This is a genomic window from Pseudomonas sp. HP_14 (assembly GCF_055283875.1).
In genome coordinates, this window is the sequence record NZ_JBTOQI010000041.1 from 147,816 (window position 1) to 164,032 (window position 16,217).

17 protein-coding genes are annotated in these 16,217 nt (G+C 56.0%); 10 read left to right on the forward strand and 7 right to left on the reverse strand.

What is annotated here, in order from left to right:
* Positions 1–78 precede the first annotated feature (78 nt).
* Together ACYASS_RS19880 and moaB are read right to left on the reverse strand one after the other, a co-directional pair.
* Positions 79–1,281, reverse strand: coding sequence for a molybdopterin molybdotransferase MoeA (locus ACYASS_RS19880; RefSeq protein ID WP_463587381.1), 1,203 nt, complete (start codon positions 1,279–1,281; stop codon positions 79–81).
* A 7-nt stretch (positions 1,282–1,288) separates the two neighbouring features.
* Positions 1,289–1,828: a molybdenum cofactor biosynthesis protein B gene (moaB, locus tag ACYASS_RS19885; RefSeq protein WP_027898187.1), complete on the reverse strand. Its 540-nt coding sequence runs from the start codon at positions 1,826–1,828 to the stop codon at positions 1,289–1,291.
* Between the two features lie 77 nt (positions 1,829–1,905).
* On the opposite strand from moaB, the gene mobA reads away from it, so the two are divergent.
* Both mobA and ACYASS_RS19895 read left to right on the forward strand, forming a co-directional pair.
* On the forward strand, positions 1,906–2,499 hold the full coding sequence (gene mobA / locus ACYASS_RS19890) for a molybdenum cofactor guanylyltransferase MobA (RefSeq protein WP_463587382.1): 594 nt from the start codon (positions 1,906–1,908) through the stop codon (positions 2,497–2,499).
* A 95-nt stretch (positions 2,500–2,594) separates the two neighbouring features.
* Positions 2,595–2,819: a YgdI/YgdR family lipoprotein gene (locus ACYASS_RS19895; protein ID WP_122664558.1), complete on the forward strand. Its 225-nt coding sequence runs from the start codon at positions 2,595–2,597 to the stop codon at positions 2,817–2,819.
* A gap of 73 nt (positions 2,820–2,892) precedes the next feature.
* On the opposite strand, the gene ACYASS_RS19900 is transcribed toward ACYASS_RS19895, so the two are convergent.
* The 5 genes from ACYASS_RS19900 to ACYASS_RS19920 all read right to left on the reverse strand — a co-directional run bounded on the left by ACYASS_RS19900 (position 2,893) and on the right by ACYASS_RS19920 (position 6,692).
* Positions 2,893–3,783: a pseudouridine synthase gene (locus ACYASS_RS19900; protein WP_463587383.1), complete on the reverse strand. Its 891-nt coding sequence runs from the start codon at positions 3,781–3,783 to the stop codon at positions 2,893–2,895.
* Between the two features lie 98 nt (positions 3,784–3,881).
* The gene (gene sodC / locus ACYASS_RS19905; RefSeq protein WP_122664560.1) at positions 3,882–4,403 is read right to left on the reverse strand and encodes a superoxide dismutase family protein; all 522 of its coding nucleotides are present in this window, start codon (positions 4,401–4,403) and stop codon (positions 3,882–3,884) included.
* Between the two features lie 205 nt (positions 4,404–4,608).
* Positions 4,609–4,845: a glutaredoxin family protein gene (locus tag ACYASS_RS19910; protein ID WP_243247294.1), complete on the reverse strand. Its 237-nt coding sequence runs from the start codon at positions 4,843–4,845 to the stop codon at positions 4,609–4,611.
* A gap of 95 nt (positions 4,846–4,940) precedes the next feature.
* A complete protein-coding gene (locus ACYASS_RS19915; RefSeq protein ID WP_463587384.1) occupies positions 4,941–5,567 on the reverse strand; it encodes a hypothetical protein in 627 nt (208 codons plus the stop codon).
* 33 nt (positions 5,568–5,600) lie between these two features.
* Positions 5,601–6,692 carry an acyltransferase family protein gene (locus ACYASS_RS19920; RefSeq protein ID WP_463587385.1) on the reverse strand — a complete coding sequence of 364 codons (1,092 nt, stop codon included), beginning with the start codon at positions 6,690–6,692 and terminating at the stop codon, positions 5,601–5,603.
* A 445-nt stretch (positions 6,693–7,137) separates the two neighbouring features.
* Here ACYASS_RS19920 and ACYASS_RS19925 point away from each other — a divergent pair, with 445 nt between their 5' ends.
* The 8 genes from ACYASS_RS19925 (at position 7,138) to ACYASS_RS19960 (ending at position 16,176) form a co-directional block, all read left to right on the forward strand.
* Complete coding sequence (locus tag ACYASS_RS19925) at positions 7,138–7,452, forward strand: ElaB/YgaM/YqjD family protein (RefSeq protein WP_122664563.1); 315 nt, start codon at positions 7,138–7,140, stop codon at positions 7,450–7,452.
* Between the two features lie 5 nt (positions 7,453–7,457).
* Positions 7,458–7,850, forward strand: coding sequence for a phage holin family protein (locus ACYASS_RS19930; protein ID WP_243247292.1), 393 nt, complete (start codon positions 7,458–7,460; stop codon positions 7,848–7,850).
* The gene (locus ACYASS_RS19935; protein WP_122664565.1) at positions 7,847–8,185 is read left to right on the forward strand and encodes a hypothetical protein; all 339 of its coding nucleotides are present in this window, start codon (positions 7,847–7,849) and stop codon (positions 8,183–8,185) included. The genes ACYASS_RS19930 and ACYASS_RS19935 overlap by 4 nt, the downstream gene beginning before the upstream one ends.
* 131 nt (positions 8,186–8,316) lie before the next feature.
* Complete coding sequence (locus ACYASS_RS19940) at positions 8,317–9,474, forward strand: EAL domain-containing protein (protein WP_463587386.1); 1,158 nt, start codon at positions 8,317–8,319, stop codon at positions 9,472–9,474.
* Positions 9,475–9,537: 63 nt separating this feature from the next.
* A complete protein-coding gene (locus ACYASS_RS19945) occupies positions 9,538–10,869 on the forward strand; it encodes a deoxyguanosinetriphosphate triphosphohydrolase (RefSeq protein WP_243247290.1) in 1,332 nt (443 codons plus the stop codon).
* A 268-nt stretch (positions 10,870–11,137) separates the two neighbouring features.
* Positions 11,138–11,536, forward strand: coding sequence for a response regulator (locus ACYASS_RS19950; protein ID WP_463587387.1), 399 nt, complete (start codon positions 11,138–11,140; stop codon positions 11,534–11,536).
* A gap of 354 nt (positions 11,537–11,890) precedes the next feature.
* A complete protein-coding gene (locus ACYASS_RS19955; protein ID WP_463587388.1) occupies positions 11,891–12,517 on the forward strand; it encodes a response regulator in 627 nt (208 codons plus the stop codon).
* Between the two features lie 8 nt (positions 12,518–12,525).
* Complete coding sequence (locus ACYASS_RS19960; RefSeq protein WP_463587389.1) at positions 12,526–16,176, forward strand: transporter substrate-binding domain-containing protein; 3,651 nt, start codon at positions 12,526–12,528, stop codon at positions 16,174–16,176.
* Positions 16,177–16,217 lie beyond the last annotated feature (41 nt).

The window sequence follows — 16,217 nt, forward strand, 5'->3', positions numbered from 1 at the left end:
TCGAATGCCCAACTTGTCAGCGCTTTTGAGGGTAGCTCATGCCTCGCGGATAGACCATGCGGATGGGTAAAAACCCAATCAACCGAGCACTTCACTCAAAGGAATGAAGTTGACCCATTCCCCCTCTGCTACTGTGCTGCCCTCGCGCACCTCGATCAGGCCATCGGCCCAGGCCGCACTGCGCAACACGCCAGAGCTCTGGTTTTTGTAAAACACTGCACGCCCTTGCTCCAGCCTGCCACGCAAATACTCACGGCGATTACCGGGCTTGGTCCAGACGAAACCAGCCGGTACTGGAAACTGTAGAGGCGTGACGTCGGCCACACCCTGACGGCGTAACAGGTAAGGACGAGCCAGCAGAGCAAAGGTCACCAGCGTCGAGGCGGGATTGCCTGGCAAGCCAATCACCGGCACGCCCCGAAAATACCCGAATGTCAGCGGTTTTCCAGGCTTGATGGCAAGCTTCCACAGCGACAACTCGCCCTCTTCACGTAATGCGTGTCCGAGAAAATCAGCCTCACCCACAGAAACTCCGCCGGTAGACAGGATCAGATCCACATCGCTGAGCGCGCCCAACGCTGTGCGCGTCTTTTCCAGATCGTCGGGCAGAATCCCGGCGTCGACCACGTCGCACTCCAGTCTTTTCAACCAACTGCATAGCAACACGCGGTTGCTGTTGTAGATCTGCCCCGGCCCCAACGGCTGCCCCGGTTCGATCAGCTCATCGCCGGTCGAAAGCACGGCAACCCGTATGCGCCTGACGACTTGCAACTCGGCCAGCCCCAATGAAGCCCCCAGCCCAAGCTCGATCGGGCCAAGGCGTGTACCGGCGGCGAGCACCTTGTCGCCTGTTCGGGTTTCCTGGCCCTGTGGACGAATGTTCTGATCAGTCTGCAGAGGTTCGGTAAAACCCACGCGCTGATCGGGAAAGACCTCAGCGTTTTCCTGCATTTCGACACAATCAGCCCCCGCGGGGACCGGAGCCCCCGTGAAGATTCGTGCACAGGTACCAGCGGCCAATGGCTCCGGTGCCTGCCCGGCAAAAATCCGCTGGCTGACCACCAGTGGCTCGCCTTTCCAGTCCGCCAGACGCAACGCATAACCGTCCATGGCGCTGTTAGGCCAAGGCGGAAGGTCAAATGTCGCAATCATGTCCTGGGCCAGCACACGGCCTTGGGCTTGCGCCAATGGCACTGTTTCGGACTCGGTTACTGGCGCTGCTTCAGCCATTTCCAGCAAACGTGCCAAGGCCTGTTCGACCGGCATCAAGGGCTTGTTCATTGGCGCTTTATCCACGTGTTGCGCAAGGCTCGGCTTGCTTCAAATGCGGCACGAAGTTGCAGGGGCGAAAACGGTTGTCCAGTTGCTGGGCGAGAATGCCGTCCCAACCGGTACGCACCGCATTGGTCGACCCGGGCAGACAGCACACCAGCGTACCGTTGGCCAGACCCGCCAGCGCGCGGGATTGAATGGTCGATGTGCCGATATCAGGTACTGATATCTGGCGGAACAGCTCACCGAAACCGTCGACCTGTTTGTCCAGCAGGCACGCAACCGCTTCCGGCGTGCTGTCACGACCTGTGAAGCCCGTACCGCCGGTAATCAACACAACTTGCACTTCATCATCGGCAATCCAGCCAGCGACCTTCGCACGGATCTTGTACAGATCATCCTTGAGCAGAACGCGTTCGATCAGGCTGTGACCGGCCTCAGTCAGGCGATCGACAAACATTTGGCCAGAGGTGTCAGTTTCCCGGGTGCGGGTGTCACTGACCGTCAAAACAGCAATATTCAGCGGTACAAAGGGGGTGTCAGCCTTGGCTTTCATCGCTCAGTCCAGTTGTAGAGAAAACAGGCCGGTGTTATATCACAGCACCCCATTTCACTGCTTCGGTCGAGTCGCTCATGCCAGATGCCATCACCCTTCCCGCCTGTTCAATCCTGCTGCTGGCCGGTGGTCAGGGTCAGCGTATGGGCGGCAGGGACAAAGGCCTGATCCCGTGGCAGGGCGAGCCGCTGATACAGCATCTGCATCGTCTTACCCGGCCGTTGACCGACGACCTGCTCATTTCCTGTAATCGCAACCTGGAACACTATGCGATTTACGCCGACCGCCTGGTGCAGGATGGCAACGACGAGTTTCACGGGCCATTCGCGGGCATACGCGCAGCCCTGCCGCTTGCGCGCCATTCACATCTGTTGGTTTTGCCATGCGATGTGCCATTGATCGACCTCTCATTGCTGCAGAGCCTGCGGGAAACGTCGCTCAAGCACCCCGGGCAACCGGTGATGGTACGCAGCGGAACACACTGGCAACCCCTGCTTTGTATTATTCCGACCCACCACGCAGAGGCTTTTGAAGCTGCCTGGCAGAGCGGTGAACGCAGCCCGCGCAGGGTGATGGAACGTCTTCATGCAACTGCCGTGCAGTGTGACGCTGACGATCCGCGGCTGGCCAACCTCAATACTCCGGAGTTGCTGACCCGGACCACCGGCTGAATCAAGCATTGCGCAGCGACTAATATTGATTGAACTTGCTGAAGACAGTTACGTCTTAACGTCAGTTAACCAAGAATCGACCAGGAGACACCGTAATGAACCAACGGACCCTTCCCGCTGCCTTTTTGCTCGCACTGGGCCTCGCATCCCTTGCTGGCTGTGCATCGCCGACCGTGATCACCTTGACCGATGGCCGGGAAATTCAGGCCGTCGATACACCCAAGTATGATGAAGATTCGGGCTTCTACGAGTTCAAGCAACTTGACGGCAAGGAAACTCGCGTCAATAAAGATCAAGTGCGTACCGTCAAGGACCTCTGATCTGGCTGCGGTGTAGTAGATCTAAAGAAACCCGCCAAGTGCGGGTTTTTTATGGGTTACGAAAAACACCGGATTACCAGTCCAGACGAATCTCGCTCTGAAATTGTCGCGGCTGCCCTGTGACCGGATCACAAAAGCGCAAGCTTTGAGCGAGCAATTTCAAGGGTCTGGCGTAATCGTCCACTGCGTCCTTGATTACATCCGGGTAAAAAGGGTCATTGCAGATACCGGCTCCCAGAGCGGCCATGTGCACCCGCAACTGGTGTTTTTTACCCGTCACCGGGTACAACCCGTAACGCCAGAGATCGCCGTTGCGTTCGCAAACCTCCATGGCGGTCTCGGTATTACTGGCGCCGGGCCCTTCCTGCATGCGAAAGAAAGGCTCGCCATCGATCAACCGGCTTTTGTGCACGCGGGGGAATTCGATACCCGGCAATGCAGGCGCAATGGCTTCATAGCGCTTGTCGATCTGACGGGTCGGGAACAGTGACTGATAAGCAGAACGGGTCTGCTTGTTTGCAGAAAACAACACCAGCCCTGCGGTGTGCCTGTCAATGCGATGCAAGGGCACCAGATCAGGATTGCCCAGTCGACGGATCAAACGGCGCAGCAATGTCTGTTCGACGTACTCACCCGCGGGCGTTACAGGCAGGAAGTGAGGTTTATCGGCGACCACCAGGTGCTCGTCTGCATAGAGAATGGTTTCCAGAACCGGAATCGGCGTCTCATTGGGCACTTCACGGAAGTAGTGAATGCGCAGGCCTTCCCTGTAAGCCAGATCTGCGGCTACAGGTTTGCCATTTGCATCCAGCACACGCCCCCTTGCGATACGATCAAGCCACTGCTCGCGGCTGATGGCGCTGAAATGCGCGCACAGACAATCAAGTACAGTCACCCACGTGCCGGGTGGCAAATACAGCGTGCTCGCCTGGCTGTTGGCGGCGGAAAAAACAGACTCGGACATCATACAGGGGCTCACGGAGAAAGGCTCTTGGGACTGCTCTTGAAGAGCCGCAGGCATTATCACCCAAGAGCCTGTTCATCGCGAATCGGCGGAGCGTATCAGATCACGCCGCACGCAACCCGATCACCACCACCCCCTAGAGGTTTAGGCATATCAGAATGGTTGTCTGCGCCCGCATGGATCATCAGTGCATGGCCTTTGACGTCCTTGAGCTTTTTCAAACGTGGTGCCAGAACCGGATAGTTGGCCATGCCGTCTTCAGTGACGTAGATCGCTGGCAGGTCACCCAGGTGACCGTTGGCGTAAGGCCCCAGATGCTTGCCGGTTTTTTTCGGGTCCCAATGCCCACCGGCCGCCTGAGCGGCAATTTTCACACCGTCTTTGGTTGCTGTATCGCAACTGGCATTTTCGTGGATATGAAAGCCATGAACACCCGCCGGCAAAGTTGTCAGGCTAGGCGTGAAAAGCAGACCGTATTCAGTTTCCGTGATGATGACTTCGCCAATCGGCTTCGCTGCGTCCGTAGTACTGACCAGATTCATCGGGACCGATAACGAATCGGCGAGTGCGGTATTCAGAGAAAATGCGCCAAAAAGGCCAAGCCAGAGATAAGGTTTCATCATTCGTCCATTTGCTGAGAAAAGTGCAAGGCAGCGATAAAAGCCTGCCCGGATGAAGGTTTACCTAGTCTTGTACACGCTCAACGGAGCAAAAGTTCCACTCAATATCGTGTACGGATGTTTGCCAGCAGTCTGCGGTGTGCATATCGCAAACAATCAGCGCTCAAAGGAAGCGCATATCCGTACCGCGGTTTGGTCTCGACACCTACGATAAAAAGCTGACAACCCGCTCCACACTGAACGGCCAGTCCAGCTCCGCGCCGGTATCAACACGACGCAGGACAGGGATACGCAACCCGTAGGTATCGACCAGGCGCTCGCTGTCACCGATGTCTACCAGTTCGACCAACAACCCATGCTCCACCAGCGGCATCAACTCAGCTTCGGCGACTTCACAAAGATGGCACCCCAAGGTGCCGAACAACTGGCATTCAGGAGGCATGCGGGCAACCCTCAATACAGGAAATTAGCCACTATTTTAGGCCTGCTGCAGAGGGTCGTCGAGCAAGGCCCGGTTGCGAAAGCAGCAAGCTGGATTCAAAGCGGTTGCCCGGGAACCCGCCACTCTGGTGCCCTGAAAACCTGTTCAGCACCGGAGATACGCATTGATATACGGTCCAGAATCGATTCTGCGGTGTACTTGGGCGTAGTGGCATTGAAGGCAATAAGCAGCAACCCCACCAGCAAGGCTGCAGAAGGAATTCTGCCTGGCTGGATATTCTCCAGACCCAGTAAAAAAAGGCAGGCTGCCAGCGAGCCCAACAGTGCACCAGCAACAGCTTCGGGCAACGGATGGATGAATGGCGCAACGCAATAGATGCTGAACATCCAGCCCACCGCCAAGCCAATTGCTGCTGCGGGCCAGCTCAGTAGCGGATGAACCTGACGGGCGAGCAGACTCAATCCTACCGTGAGTACCAGGCACGTATTCATCGCATGGCCACTCAAGACGTAGATGCCCAGGCTCTCCAGTGCCACGCCCCAACCCTTGAAAAGGATTTTGCTGACCGCCACGATCGAGTAGACCGCGAACACTGTGGCGACCCACAGAAGTGCCGAGCGTCGCGAACGGGTCATCCATAGCCAGCCGGTGATAACCAGTGCAGCAGGCAACATCACGGTGATGCCGCCGTAAGGGGTAATTGACGCGAGCTGTATATCCAACTGTCACTCCAACAGGGAGTTGCCGCCAGAATCCTACTGCGCCCGCTCCAGGCTAGATGAGCGAGCTCGAAAGTGTTTGCGGGCAAACGTGTTGGCCCGATCCAGCACCGGCTTCTCGAAACAGCGATAACCGACCCAGCCGTAACATAGCACCGCACTCATCATCAGTGCGCAGAAGAAAATATTGTCCATCAGGTTGCCAGGCCAACCGCCCGACAACTGCCAGATACGCCCGATAACGCCCAGCACCAATAGATGTGACAGATAGACGGTGTAAGACATGTCGCCGATTAACACCAGTCCCTTTGGCATCGAGACAGGCCCGCGACGCTCCAGCAACGCCAGGGCGAAAACCAGCGTAGCGAACACCACACCGACGACCACCATCCTTGACAAGCCGTGACCTTCAAACAACCCGTAAGCGCCTATCACCGGAATCCCCAGCAGCACCGCCGCAGCCAAAAGTCCCCAGACTGCGGAACCGGGGATACGCGCGCTGTTCGGGCTATAGAAGAACAGGGCCAGTAATGCTCCGGCGATGAATTCCAGTGCATAAGGGTGAAGGATCACCGCCAGCACCGGCGAATACTCCTGCCAATCCTCCAGCGCATTGAACACCAGTAACACCAACGCCCAGACAGCAAGCAGCCATGGCAAGCTGCGCTCTTTGAAAAACAGCAAAACACTGAAAACCAGGTAGAACCACAACTCGAACACCAGTGACCACGCCACCATCACCAGCAGCACCTTGTCACTGGGCAGGAGCAAGAATGACCGCCACAGGTTCGACTCGCCGTGAGCACTGTTGACCATTCCTGGCTGAACCAGATAAACCAGCAAGGTGATGAAAAAATACAACCAATACGTGGGGTATATACGCGATACGCGATTGAACAGAAAACGCTGCCGTTCAACGCCGTTCTGGAACCGCCCACGACTGACAATCACCATCACGAAACCACTGATGACGAAAAACAGATCGACACCTAACTGAAAAAAATCCAGCCAGCCCGGCAAGAGCCTGTCGCCCCCCGAATACTTCAGTTCGACGGCCGTCATGTGGAAAAGCACCACGCCCAGCACTGCAAGGCCCCTCAGCCCTTGAAGGGAATACAACCGCTCCATGCCACTCTCCAGCCCATGCCTGAACGCCACTGAACGGCGACAGTACTGCCATGATTTGCCAAAAGACAGTCCCTGTAAAACGAGCACCTCTTTCGGCGAGTAAACCAGGGGACTGTCGCCAAAGCAGTCCCCACGATTTAGCGTCGGAGTACAGCATAGCCAAATCCTGCCCCGATGAGGCCACGTCTTGAAGGTGTCACAAGAAACGGCACTATCAGGACACGCCCCGAGACAGAGCGAATAAAATCGTGGAAACTCCGGGCACAGCGCTTGCGTCCAGATAACGCCTGCTCGAACGCGCTCCTGATAAGCGCACCGCTAACGGCCGCGCACCAACACACCGCAAAACAGGCCCGGACGGATACCTGGATTTGATGTGGCATTGAAGTGAACCTTCAGCAAGCCCCTGGACTCGAAAGCCCATACGCACCTAATGGAGAGAAAAATGGCACGCCAAACAGCACAGAACGCTCAGGAAATCTTGATGGCTGACTTTCAGGTCCTGGTTGCCGATACGGAGAAGCTCCTGGAACACACCGCTTCACTGGCAGGCGAGCAGGCTGACGAATTACGCAGCCAGATCAATGAAAGCCTGCTGCGCGCCCGCGAAACCCTGAAACTCACCGAAGAATCACTTCGTGAGCGGGGCAAGGCCGCCGTCGTAGCAACCGAAGATTATGTTCAAACCAACCCATGGCAGTCGGTAGGCATCGCGGCTGGCGTTGGTTTCCTGATTGGCCTGCTGGCAACAAGGCGCTAACGATTATGGCTCTGGGAACTGAATCCGGTCAGGCATCAGACCAGACCTCATCGTCGCCGCGGCGGCTTGGCGCGGCTGTCCTCGGGTTGCTGCACAGCCATGTAGAGCTGTTCGGTATCGAGCTTCAGGAGCAAAAGGCCCGTACTTTGAGCCTGCTCCTGTTCGCCGGCCTGGCGCTCGTCTTCGCCTTGCTGCTGCTGACGGGCCTGTCGGCATTACTACTGATCGTACTGTGGGACAGCTATCGTCTGGCCGGCATTATCGGTCTATGCGTGTTCTATACGTTGTGTGCGCTGTTTTGCGCCCTGCGTCTCAAAGCTGCCATATTCGACGAGTCCTCGCCGTTCAACGCGACACTCGAAGAACTGGCCAATGACCGTGAGCGATTGATGCGATGAGTCTGCCTGAATCTCACCAGAAACATTCCCGCCGCGAATTGCGCAAAGCGCTGGTTCGCCTGCGCATGGAAATGCATCGTCAGGAAATCCGGCAGGAGTCGAACAATCTTCTCCAGCCGTTGCGAAGGGTTCGCGGGATGGGTACCGACTGGCAGGGCGCGCTCGGCATCAAGCATGCGCCCTTGTGGGGTATGGGTGTCGTTTCGCTGCTGGGGTTCCTTGGCGGTAAAGGCGCAAAAGGCTCGCGTCCTGGCGGTCTGACCCGGATCATCAAACTCGGTGTAAGCCTGTTGCCTGTGATCAGAATGGCGTTAGGGTCCTCCCGAAAGCGCTAGTGGCAATTGGCTGCGTTCTTGCAAGTAGCACCTCCCTGTCAAGTTGGATCGATGGCTTCAGGTTTCACTGAAGCCATCGGTTTTGCTGCGGAAATTTTGATTTCAACTGCCGAGTTTACTGAGGAGGCCATGTGATTGATGGGCAACCTATTGCCTGCTTTCAGCCGTTCATTGATACCGCTACTGGCCGTATTGCTGGTGTTGAAGCATTGGGCCGTGTACGCAAGGACGACGGCCAGCTAAAGTCAGTGGGTCCGCTGTTCGCAGATCCGAAAATGCCTGCCGCGTCATTACGTCGTTTGGATCGCATCATCCGCGACAACGCTCTGAGTCGATTGCATGAGGCGCCCGACGACTGGTTTCTGAGCCTGAATATTTCACCCCGGTGGATTTCTCGCCTGCGCCCGGGGCAACCTCTACCCAGCCTCAAGCAACTGCAACGAAACGGCGTAGAGCCTCAACGCATCGTGTTTGAAATCACCGAACTGGATGGCAACAGCCAGCGTCTTGCGGAAGTAGTGAGCCGTTACCGCGAGGCAGGTGCACGAATCGCCATTGATGATTTCGGTGCTGGCTACTCGCAGCTGGACCGCGTGCTGGCTCTGCAGCCCGACATACTCAAGCTTGACATGCGTTTGTTTCAGGCCGCGGCCAAAGGCGGGCCCAGCAGTGACATTGTCAAAGCGCTTGCCCAAATGGCAGAAAAAACCGGCTGCTGGATTATCGCCGAAGGAGTCGAAACGGAAGCCGAATTGCACTTTGCCCTGGAGTGCGGCGCACGCTATGTCCAGGGTTTTCTGTTTGCTCCCGGCGAGCAAACCTTCTTCCAGCCGGATGCATTCGTTGAACAATTCGCCCGTCTGCGCGACCGCTACGTGCAGAAAAAGCTGGCGGAGCGAGCACTGGTCATGGGACTGCGCCAGCAACTGGCGTCGTTGATGTCTATCTTGCAACGCTGGGACCAGAGTTCACTCAACCAGTTGCCACAACTGCACGACTACCCCTGGCTGCTGCGTTTCTACCAGTGCGACCGGCACGGTACTCAACTCACGCCCAATCTGGAGTGGCGCAACGGTGAATGGCGGTCTGACGCTGCCTACATTGGCCACAATTGGTCCTGGCGCCCCTACTTCTATCATCTGCTTGCAGAAGGCTGGCATGAGCGCCGCCTGATCCTCTCCAATACCTATCGAGACGCTACCACTAACCAGTATTGCCTGACCGCTGGACAGTTTTTCGACAACGACCAACGCATTCTCTTGATCGATGTTGACGCAGCGGGCTTCTGACCCCCTTGCAGCCGGGTCCTGGAACCCGGAAGCTAGGCGGTCTTAACCAACGGAGTGAACGCCTTGGATTGGCAAACCCTGCTCAACCGCGAACGACTTGGCAAAACCCTGCACAGCCCGGAAGAACTGGGGCGCAGTCCTTTCCATAAAGATCATGACCGAATCATTTTTTCCGGGGCATTTCGCCGTCTCGGGCGCAAGACACAAGTCCATCCCGTGTCGAGCAACGATCACATTCATACGCGCCTGACCCACTCGCTGGAAGTCAGTTGCGTTGGTCGTTCATTGGGTATGCGGGTTGGTGAAACACTGCGCAGCGCCCTGCCCGACTGGTGTGATCCCAGTGATCTGGGCATGGTCGTACAGTCGGCTTGCCTGGCGCACGACATTGGCAATCCTCCGTTCGGCCATTCCGGCGAAGACGCTATCCGTAACTGGTTCAAACAAGCTGCCGGCCGGGGCTGGCTCGATGCGATGAGTGAGGTTGAACGCAACGACTTCCTCAACTTCGAAGGTAACGCCCAGGGTTTTCGAGTCCTGACCCAGCTGGAGTATCACCAGTTCGACGGCGGCACACGACTGACCTATGCCACCCTCGGCACCTACCTGAAGTACCCATGGACGGCTCGCCATGCCGACTCCCTGGGCTACAAGAAACACAAATTTGGCTGCTATCAGAGCGAGCTGCCGATCCTTGAACAGATCGCGCAGAAACTGGGGCTGCCACAACTTGAAGAGCAGCGTTGGGCGCGGCACCCGTTGGTCTATCTGATGGAGGCCGCAGATGACATCTGTTATGCCCTGATCGATCTTGAAGACGGGCTGGAGATGGAGCTGCTGGAGTACGCGGAGGTAGAGTCGCTGCTGTTGGGGCTGGTCGGCGATGATTTGCCTGATACCTATCGCCAACTGGGTCCTGATGACTCGCGTCGGCGCAAACTGGCGATCCTGCGCGGTAAAGCCATTGAGCATCTGACCAACGCCGCTGCGAGGGCCTTCGTCGAACAGCAGGACGCGTTACTGGCCGGTACGCTCAGTGGCGATCTGGTCGAACACATGCATGGCCCGGCAAAGCGCTGTGTACTGAGTGCCAAGGACATGGCCCGCAAGAAAATCTTTCAGGACAAGCGCAAGACCCTGCACGAGATCGGTGCTTATACCACGCTTGAAATACTGCTCAACGCTTTCTGTGGCGCTGCACTGGAGCAGTTTGGCGGCCGGGCGCCCTCGTTCAAGCACAGGCGCATTCTCGATCTGCTGGGCAACAATGCGCCCGATCCTCATGCCCCCTTGCATGCATCATTCCTGCGCATGATCGACTTTATTGCTGGAATGACCGACAGCTATGCCAGTGAAATGGCCAGGGAAATGACCGGACGCTCAAGCCCTATGTAAAGTAGGCACTGCCGCCCGGCGTCCCTGAACGATTGGGCGGCAGCCCCCTTCTCAGCAGCAAATCTTCAACAACTTCAGACGCCTCCTACATTTTTTTAGGAATTGTCTTATCGCAAATGTTTTCGTGCCTGCCTGATACTCCCCCGCTTGAGAGCCATTAATGGCCGCCTCCACTTACTCTTTCACTGGCCATTGTCGATGCTGCCCGACGCCTGCAGCTGTGCGCCGGTCAGCGTCCGGCCTGCGCCAGCTTCTGCCGGACTACCTGATGTTTAAACACAACTTACGCATTCTGCTCGTGGAAGATCACCCCTTCCAACTGATTGCCACACAGATACTTCTGAATAATCTGGGGTACTTTCTGTTAACCCCTGCCCTTACCGCAGCGGAGGCCATGCAAGCCATCCAGCGAAGCGCCGAGCCATACGATTTGCTGCTTTGCGATCAGTGCCTGCCAGACGGTGAGGGTTTCGACGTCATTGAACAAGCCTTCAAGGCAGGAATGGCACGATACGCGATCGTTCTGAGCGGCCTGGACACGCCTCAACTGCAGGCCCTCGAACAACTGGCGGCTCAACGTGAACTCCCTTTGCTAGGCTGCCTGAACAAGCCGCTACACGGCCCGGATCTCTCCAGGCTGATGGCGTCACACTTCCCGGACAGCTAACCGCGCCCATGCACGCACGAGGCGCGCTGATGGATCAGAAAAAAACGCTGCAGACCCGGCACCCTTTCGTGCTGTAGTGAACTATGCTGATACAACTACTGAAAGCGTATAAACAACCTGTAGGTTAATTCCCAATCGCAATAAACAGCATGATCATCGACACTTAATAGCCCCCCCTGCAATCCCACTCAATTTAAACATTACGCATTACAAAAACGAGTTCCCGCGTGCTCCAATACGCTAATTATTGTAGGAACTTTCCTATATATCACCTATAGCAGGGTCTCTTCATGTGCCTGCCTGAACATCTGAGCTAAGGTGCGCGCTTTCCTCGCATCTCGTATGGATTGAACTATGAACTCAGTTTTTATCATTGATGACCATCCGGTCATTCGTCTTGCCGTAAGAATGCTCCTGGAAAACGAAAACTACGAAGTCGTGGGCGAGACTGATAATGGTGTGGATGCAATGCAAATGGTCCGCGAATGCATGCCTGACCTGATCATTCTGGACATCAGCATTCCCAAGCTGGACGGCCTCGAGGTACTGGCCCGCTTCAATTCGATGGGGCTTGCTTCGAAAATACTGGTGCTAACCTCACAAACCCCAAGTCTGTTCGCGATTCGGTGCATGCAGTCCGGCGCAGCAGGTTATGTCTGTAAACAGGAAGATCTGAGTGAATTGCTCAGCTCGGTAAAAGCGGTATTATCCGGCTACAATTACTTTCCAAGTCAGGCACTGTCTACGCCCAGTGGTGAAAATGGAGAGCCCAGCGAAATAGAGCTTTTTAAACTGGTCAATGATCGCGAACTGATGGTATTGCAGTTGTTCGCTCAGGGTCGAACGAACAAGGAAATTGCCAAAGGTATGTTTCTTAGCAACAAGACCGTCAGCACTTACAAAACACGCCTGATGCAAAAACTCAGGGTCAAAACCCTGGTAGAACTAATCGAGATGGCAAAACGCAACGCGCTAGTGTGAGGAACAGGATGTCCAAGCGCTTTAATTACTACTTGATCCTGACCACGAGCATTTGCTTTGGCCTCGGGTGGCAGACCGCTGTCGTTGCGGCCGAACTTTATACCTTGCTGGGTCGCTCCAGCATCGGGCATATGGAGCTGCAACTGGACAAAGCGCAATGGCAGTGGATACGCGACAAGCGCGAATTGGTCCTGGGGACTTCGGCCCCTGACTATCCGCCTTTCGACATGACACTTAACGGTCGTGATTACGAAGGGCTTACCGCTGACTATGCGAGCATTATTTCCAGGGCGCTGGACCTGCCTGTCAGAGTCCTGCGCTTCGAATCCAGACAGACAGCCATTGCGGCCCTTGCGACCGGGCAGATAGACCTGCTGGGCAGCGCGAACGGTTTCGAAGCGATAGACCGGAACATCAAACTTTCAACGCCCTATGCCGTAGATCAACCCGTGCTCGTCACCCGGATTGGCGAAACGCGCGCACTCTCTGACGGCCTGGCGGAAATGCGCCTGAGCATGATGTACCACTATCTGCCCCCCGAAGAAGTTCAGAAGCTTTACCCCAAAACGGCAGTGAAAACCTATCCATCGTTTCAAAGCGCGATCAATGCCGTTGCATTCAATCAGGCGGATGTCTTTCTCGGAGACACCATTTCCACCCAATACATGATCAACAAGGGTTACCTCAACAACATCCAGATGGCTAACTTCAGCCGGCATGAGCCTGATGGTTTCAGCTTCGCGATAAGTGGAGAAAACGTTCAGTTGCTGGACATACTCAATGCCACCCTCAAAGCCATTCCGGTCGAAGAGCGCATCGCAATATCAAAACGCTGGGGCGCCAGCGACTTGATGCTGACAGACCAGAAGCTCCAGTTGACCCAGCGGGAAGAACGCTGGATCGAACAGCATCCGACCGTCAGGGTTGTCATCAACGAGTCTTACGCGCCACTGACATTTTTTGATGCCAGCGGCAATTTTCGCGGGATAACCGCCGACCTGCTTGAACTGGTGCGCCTGCGTACCGGTTTACGCTTCGAGATCAGCCGCGCGCCCAGCATGGCCGACGTGATGAGTCAGGTCAGCCAGGGTCAGGCGGACCTGATCGGTGCTTTGATCTCCAGTGAGGAGCGAGAGGATCAATTCAGTTTCAGTCGACCCTACCTGGACAATTCCTTCGTACTGGTCACCCGTAAATGGCCAGAAAACTCGATCAATCTGGATCAACTGAGCGGCAAGCGGGTCGCGATCCCGCTGGGCAGTCCAGTCATGGCGTTCCTGCGACGCGAGTTTCCCGCAGTGGTCCCTATAGAAGTCGATAATCCGTTTCAAACGCTGGAAATGCTTGCTCAGGGCCGGGTCGAGGCTGCAATTACCTCGCTGGTAAGTGCCAACTATTTTCTGGCATCGGGGATTTTTGAGAACAGACTACAGATCACGACGACGGTCGGTGACAAACCGGCTTTGATTGCGATGGCCACCTCCCGGAAAGCGACTGAACTGAACAGTATTCTTGATAAAGCACTGTCGAGCATCGCCCCTCAGGAACTCGCGGCGATCAACAATCGCTGGCGGTCTTTCACCCCGGCTGGCGGCAACTGGCAGGATTACCAGCGACAGATTTACCAGATTGTATTGGGTGCAGGTCTCTTGTTATTGGGCTCTCTGGCCTGGAACGCGTACATGCGGCGCCAGATCAAGAAGCGCGAACAGGCCGAACGAGCCTTGAACGACCAGTTCGAATTCATGAGAGCACTGGTCAATGGCAGTCCGCACCCTATCTATGTGCGCGACCGCGAAGGCTTGCTGCGCATGTGCAATGACAGCTACCTGAAGGCTTTTGATGCTCGACGTGAAGACATCCTCGATAAAAGTGTCACTGAAGGCGTTCTGAGTAATGTGTTCGAGGCCAGAGAATTTGCCAGTGATTATCAGCAAGTCATGGCCAGCAATAGCCCGAAAATCCTCGATCGCACCCTGCAGATCGGAGAACGACAGCTCACGATATATCACTGGATTCTGCCCTTCCGGGATTCATTGGGCGAGGTAAAAGGCATTATTGGAGGCTGGATCGATATCAGCGAACGTCGACAACTGATCGAGGACCTGCGCGCCGCCAAGGACCAGGCGGACAATGCCAATCGAGCCAAAAGTACCTTTCTCGCCACCATGAGCCATGAGATACGAACACCGATGAATGCGGTGATAGGCATGCTCGAACTGGCGCTCAAGCGCGCTGACCAGGGCCATCTGGACCGGCCGGCCGTAGAGGTCGCTTACAGCTCGGCCAAGGACCTGCTGGAACTGATTGGAGACATCCTCGACGTCGCACGTATTGAATCCGGTCGCCTGACCTTGAGCCCGGAACGCGCCAACCTGCGTCAACTGGTTGAGTCCGTGGTACGTGTGTTCGACGGGCTGGCCCGACAAAAAAGCCTCAGTCTTCTGCTAGACCTGGACAGTGGCATCAATACCGATGTCCTGGTCGACCCGCTGCGCTTCAAACAGATTCTTTCCAACCTGATCAGCAACGCGATCAAATTCACAGAAAAGGGCCAGATCAAAATCACCTTGCAGACCGAAAGCGAGACCGATTCCCGACAGTTGCAATTACACATACGGATTCAGGACACGGGCATCGGTATCAGTAAAGAAGATCTCCAGCGGTTGTTCGAGCCTTTTGCTCAGGCTGACGACAATGGTCAACAGGCACGCACCGGGGCCGGTCTGGGACTGGTGATCTGTCGTAGCCTGTGCGAGATGATGGGCGGCACGCTGGAGTTGAGCAGTGAGCAGGGTCAGGGCACACAGGTCAACATGACCTTCAGCCTCACCACACTGGAACCTCTGGCGATATCCACAGAGCACCCTGCAAGCGCTGCACAGGCCAACGCTGCGTTGAATATTCTGGTAGTCGACGACCATCCAGCAAACTCCTTGTTGCTCTGCCAGCAACTTGAGTTTCTCGGGCATCGCTGTGCGGTGGCGGAACACGGCGCACAAGGCCTGGAACTCTGGCTGGCAGGCCATTTCGATGTCGTCGTGACTGATTGCAATATGCCGATCATGAATGGCTATGACCTGACCCGGGCAATCCGTAATCAGGAGCAAGCGTCTCGCCAGGCGCCTTGTACCGTTCTGGGTTTCACCGCCAACGCACAACCGGAAGAGAAACAGCGATGTCGCGAAGCCGGTATGGACGACTGCCTGTTCAAGCCTATCAGCCTGAACTCCCTGAACGAGCGCCTGAGTAACATTCACCCCCGGGATGAAACAGTGCCCGACACCGAACAGACTTCATCCGCAGAACTGCAGCCCGCTTTCAACATGGGCAGCATCAGTGCCCTGACCGGTGAGCGCCCCGAGATGATTCGGCGGTTGCTCGAACAGCTCCTGCACAGCAGCGAAGAAGATCGAATGAAGCTTGCCGTTCTGCTGCCAGCCAAGGACCAACATGAGTTATGCCTGCTTGCGCACAGGATCAAAGGTGCCGCGCGAATCATTCGTGCAACCCAGGTGATTGAGACCTGCGAAGCGTTAGAGGATGCGTGCATGGAAACAACGACCGAAAGCGTCATCCAGGAACGTCAACGAGCCATCGAAGTTGCAATGCTTGATCTGGAACAGGCGCTGCGGGAGCAGCTGAACATTGCGGCGTAAGGGAGGAATGAAGAAAGGGATGAGGCGGCAGGCATGAAGCC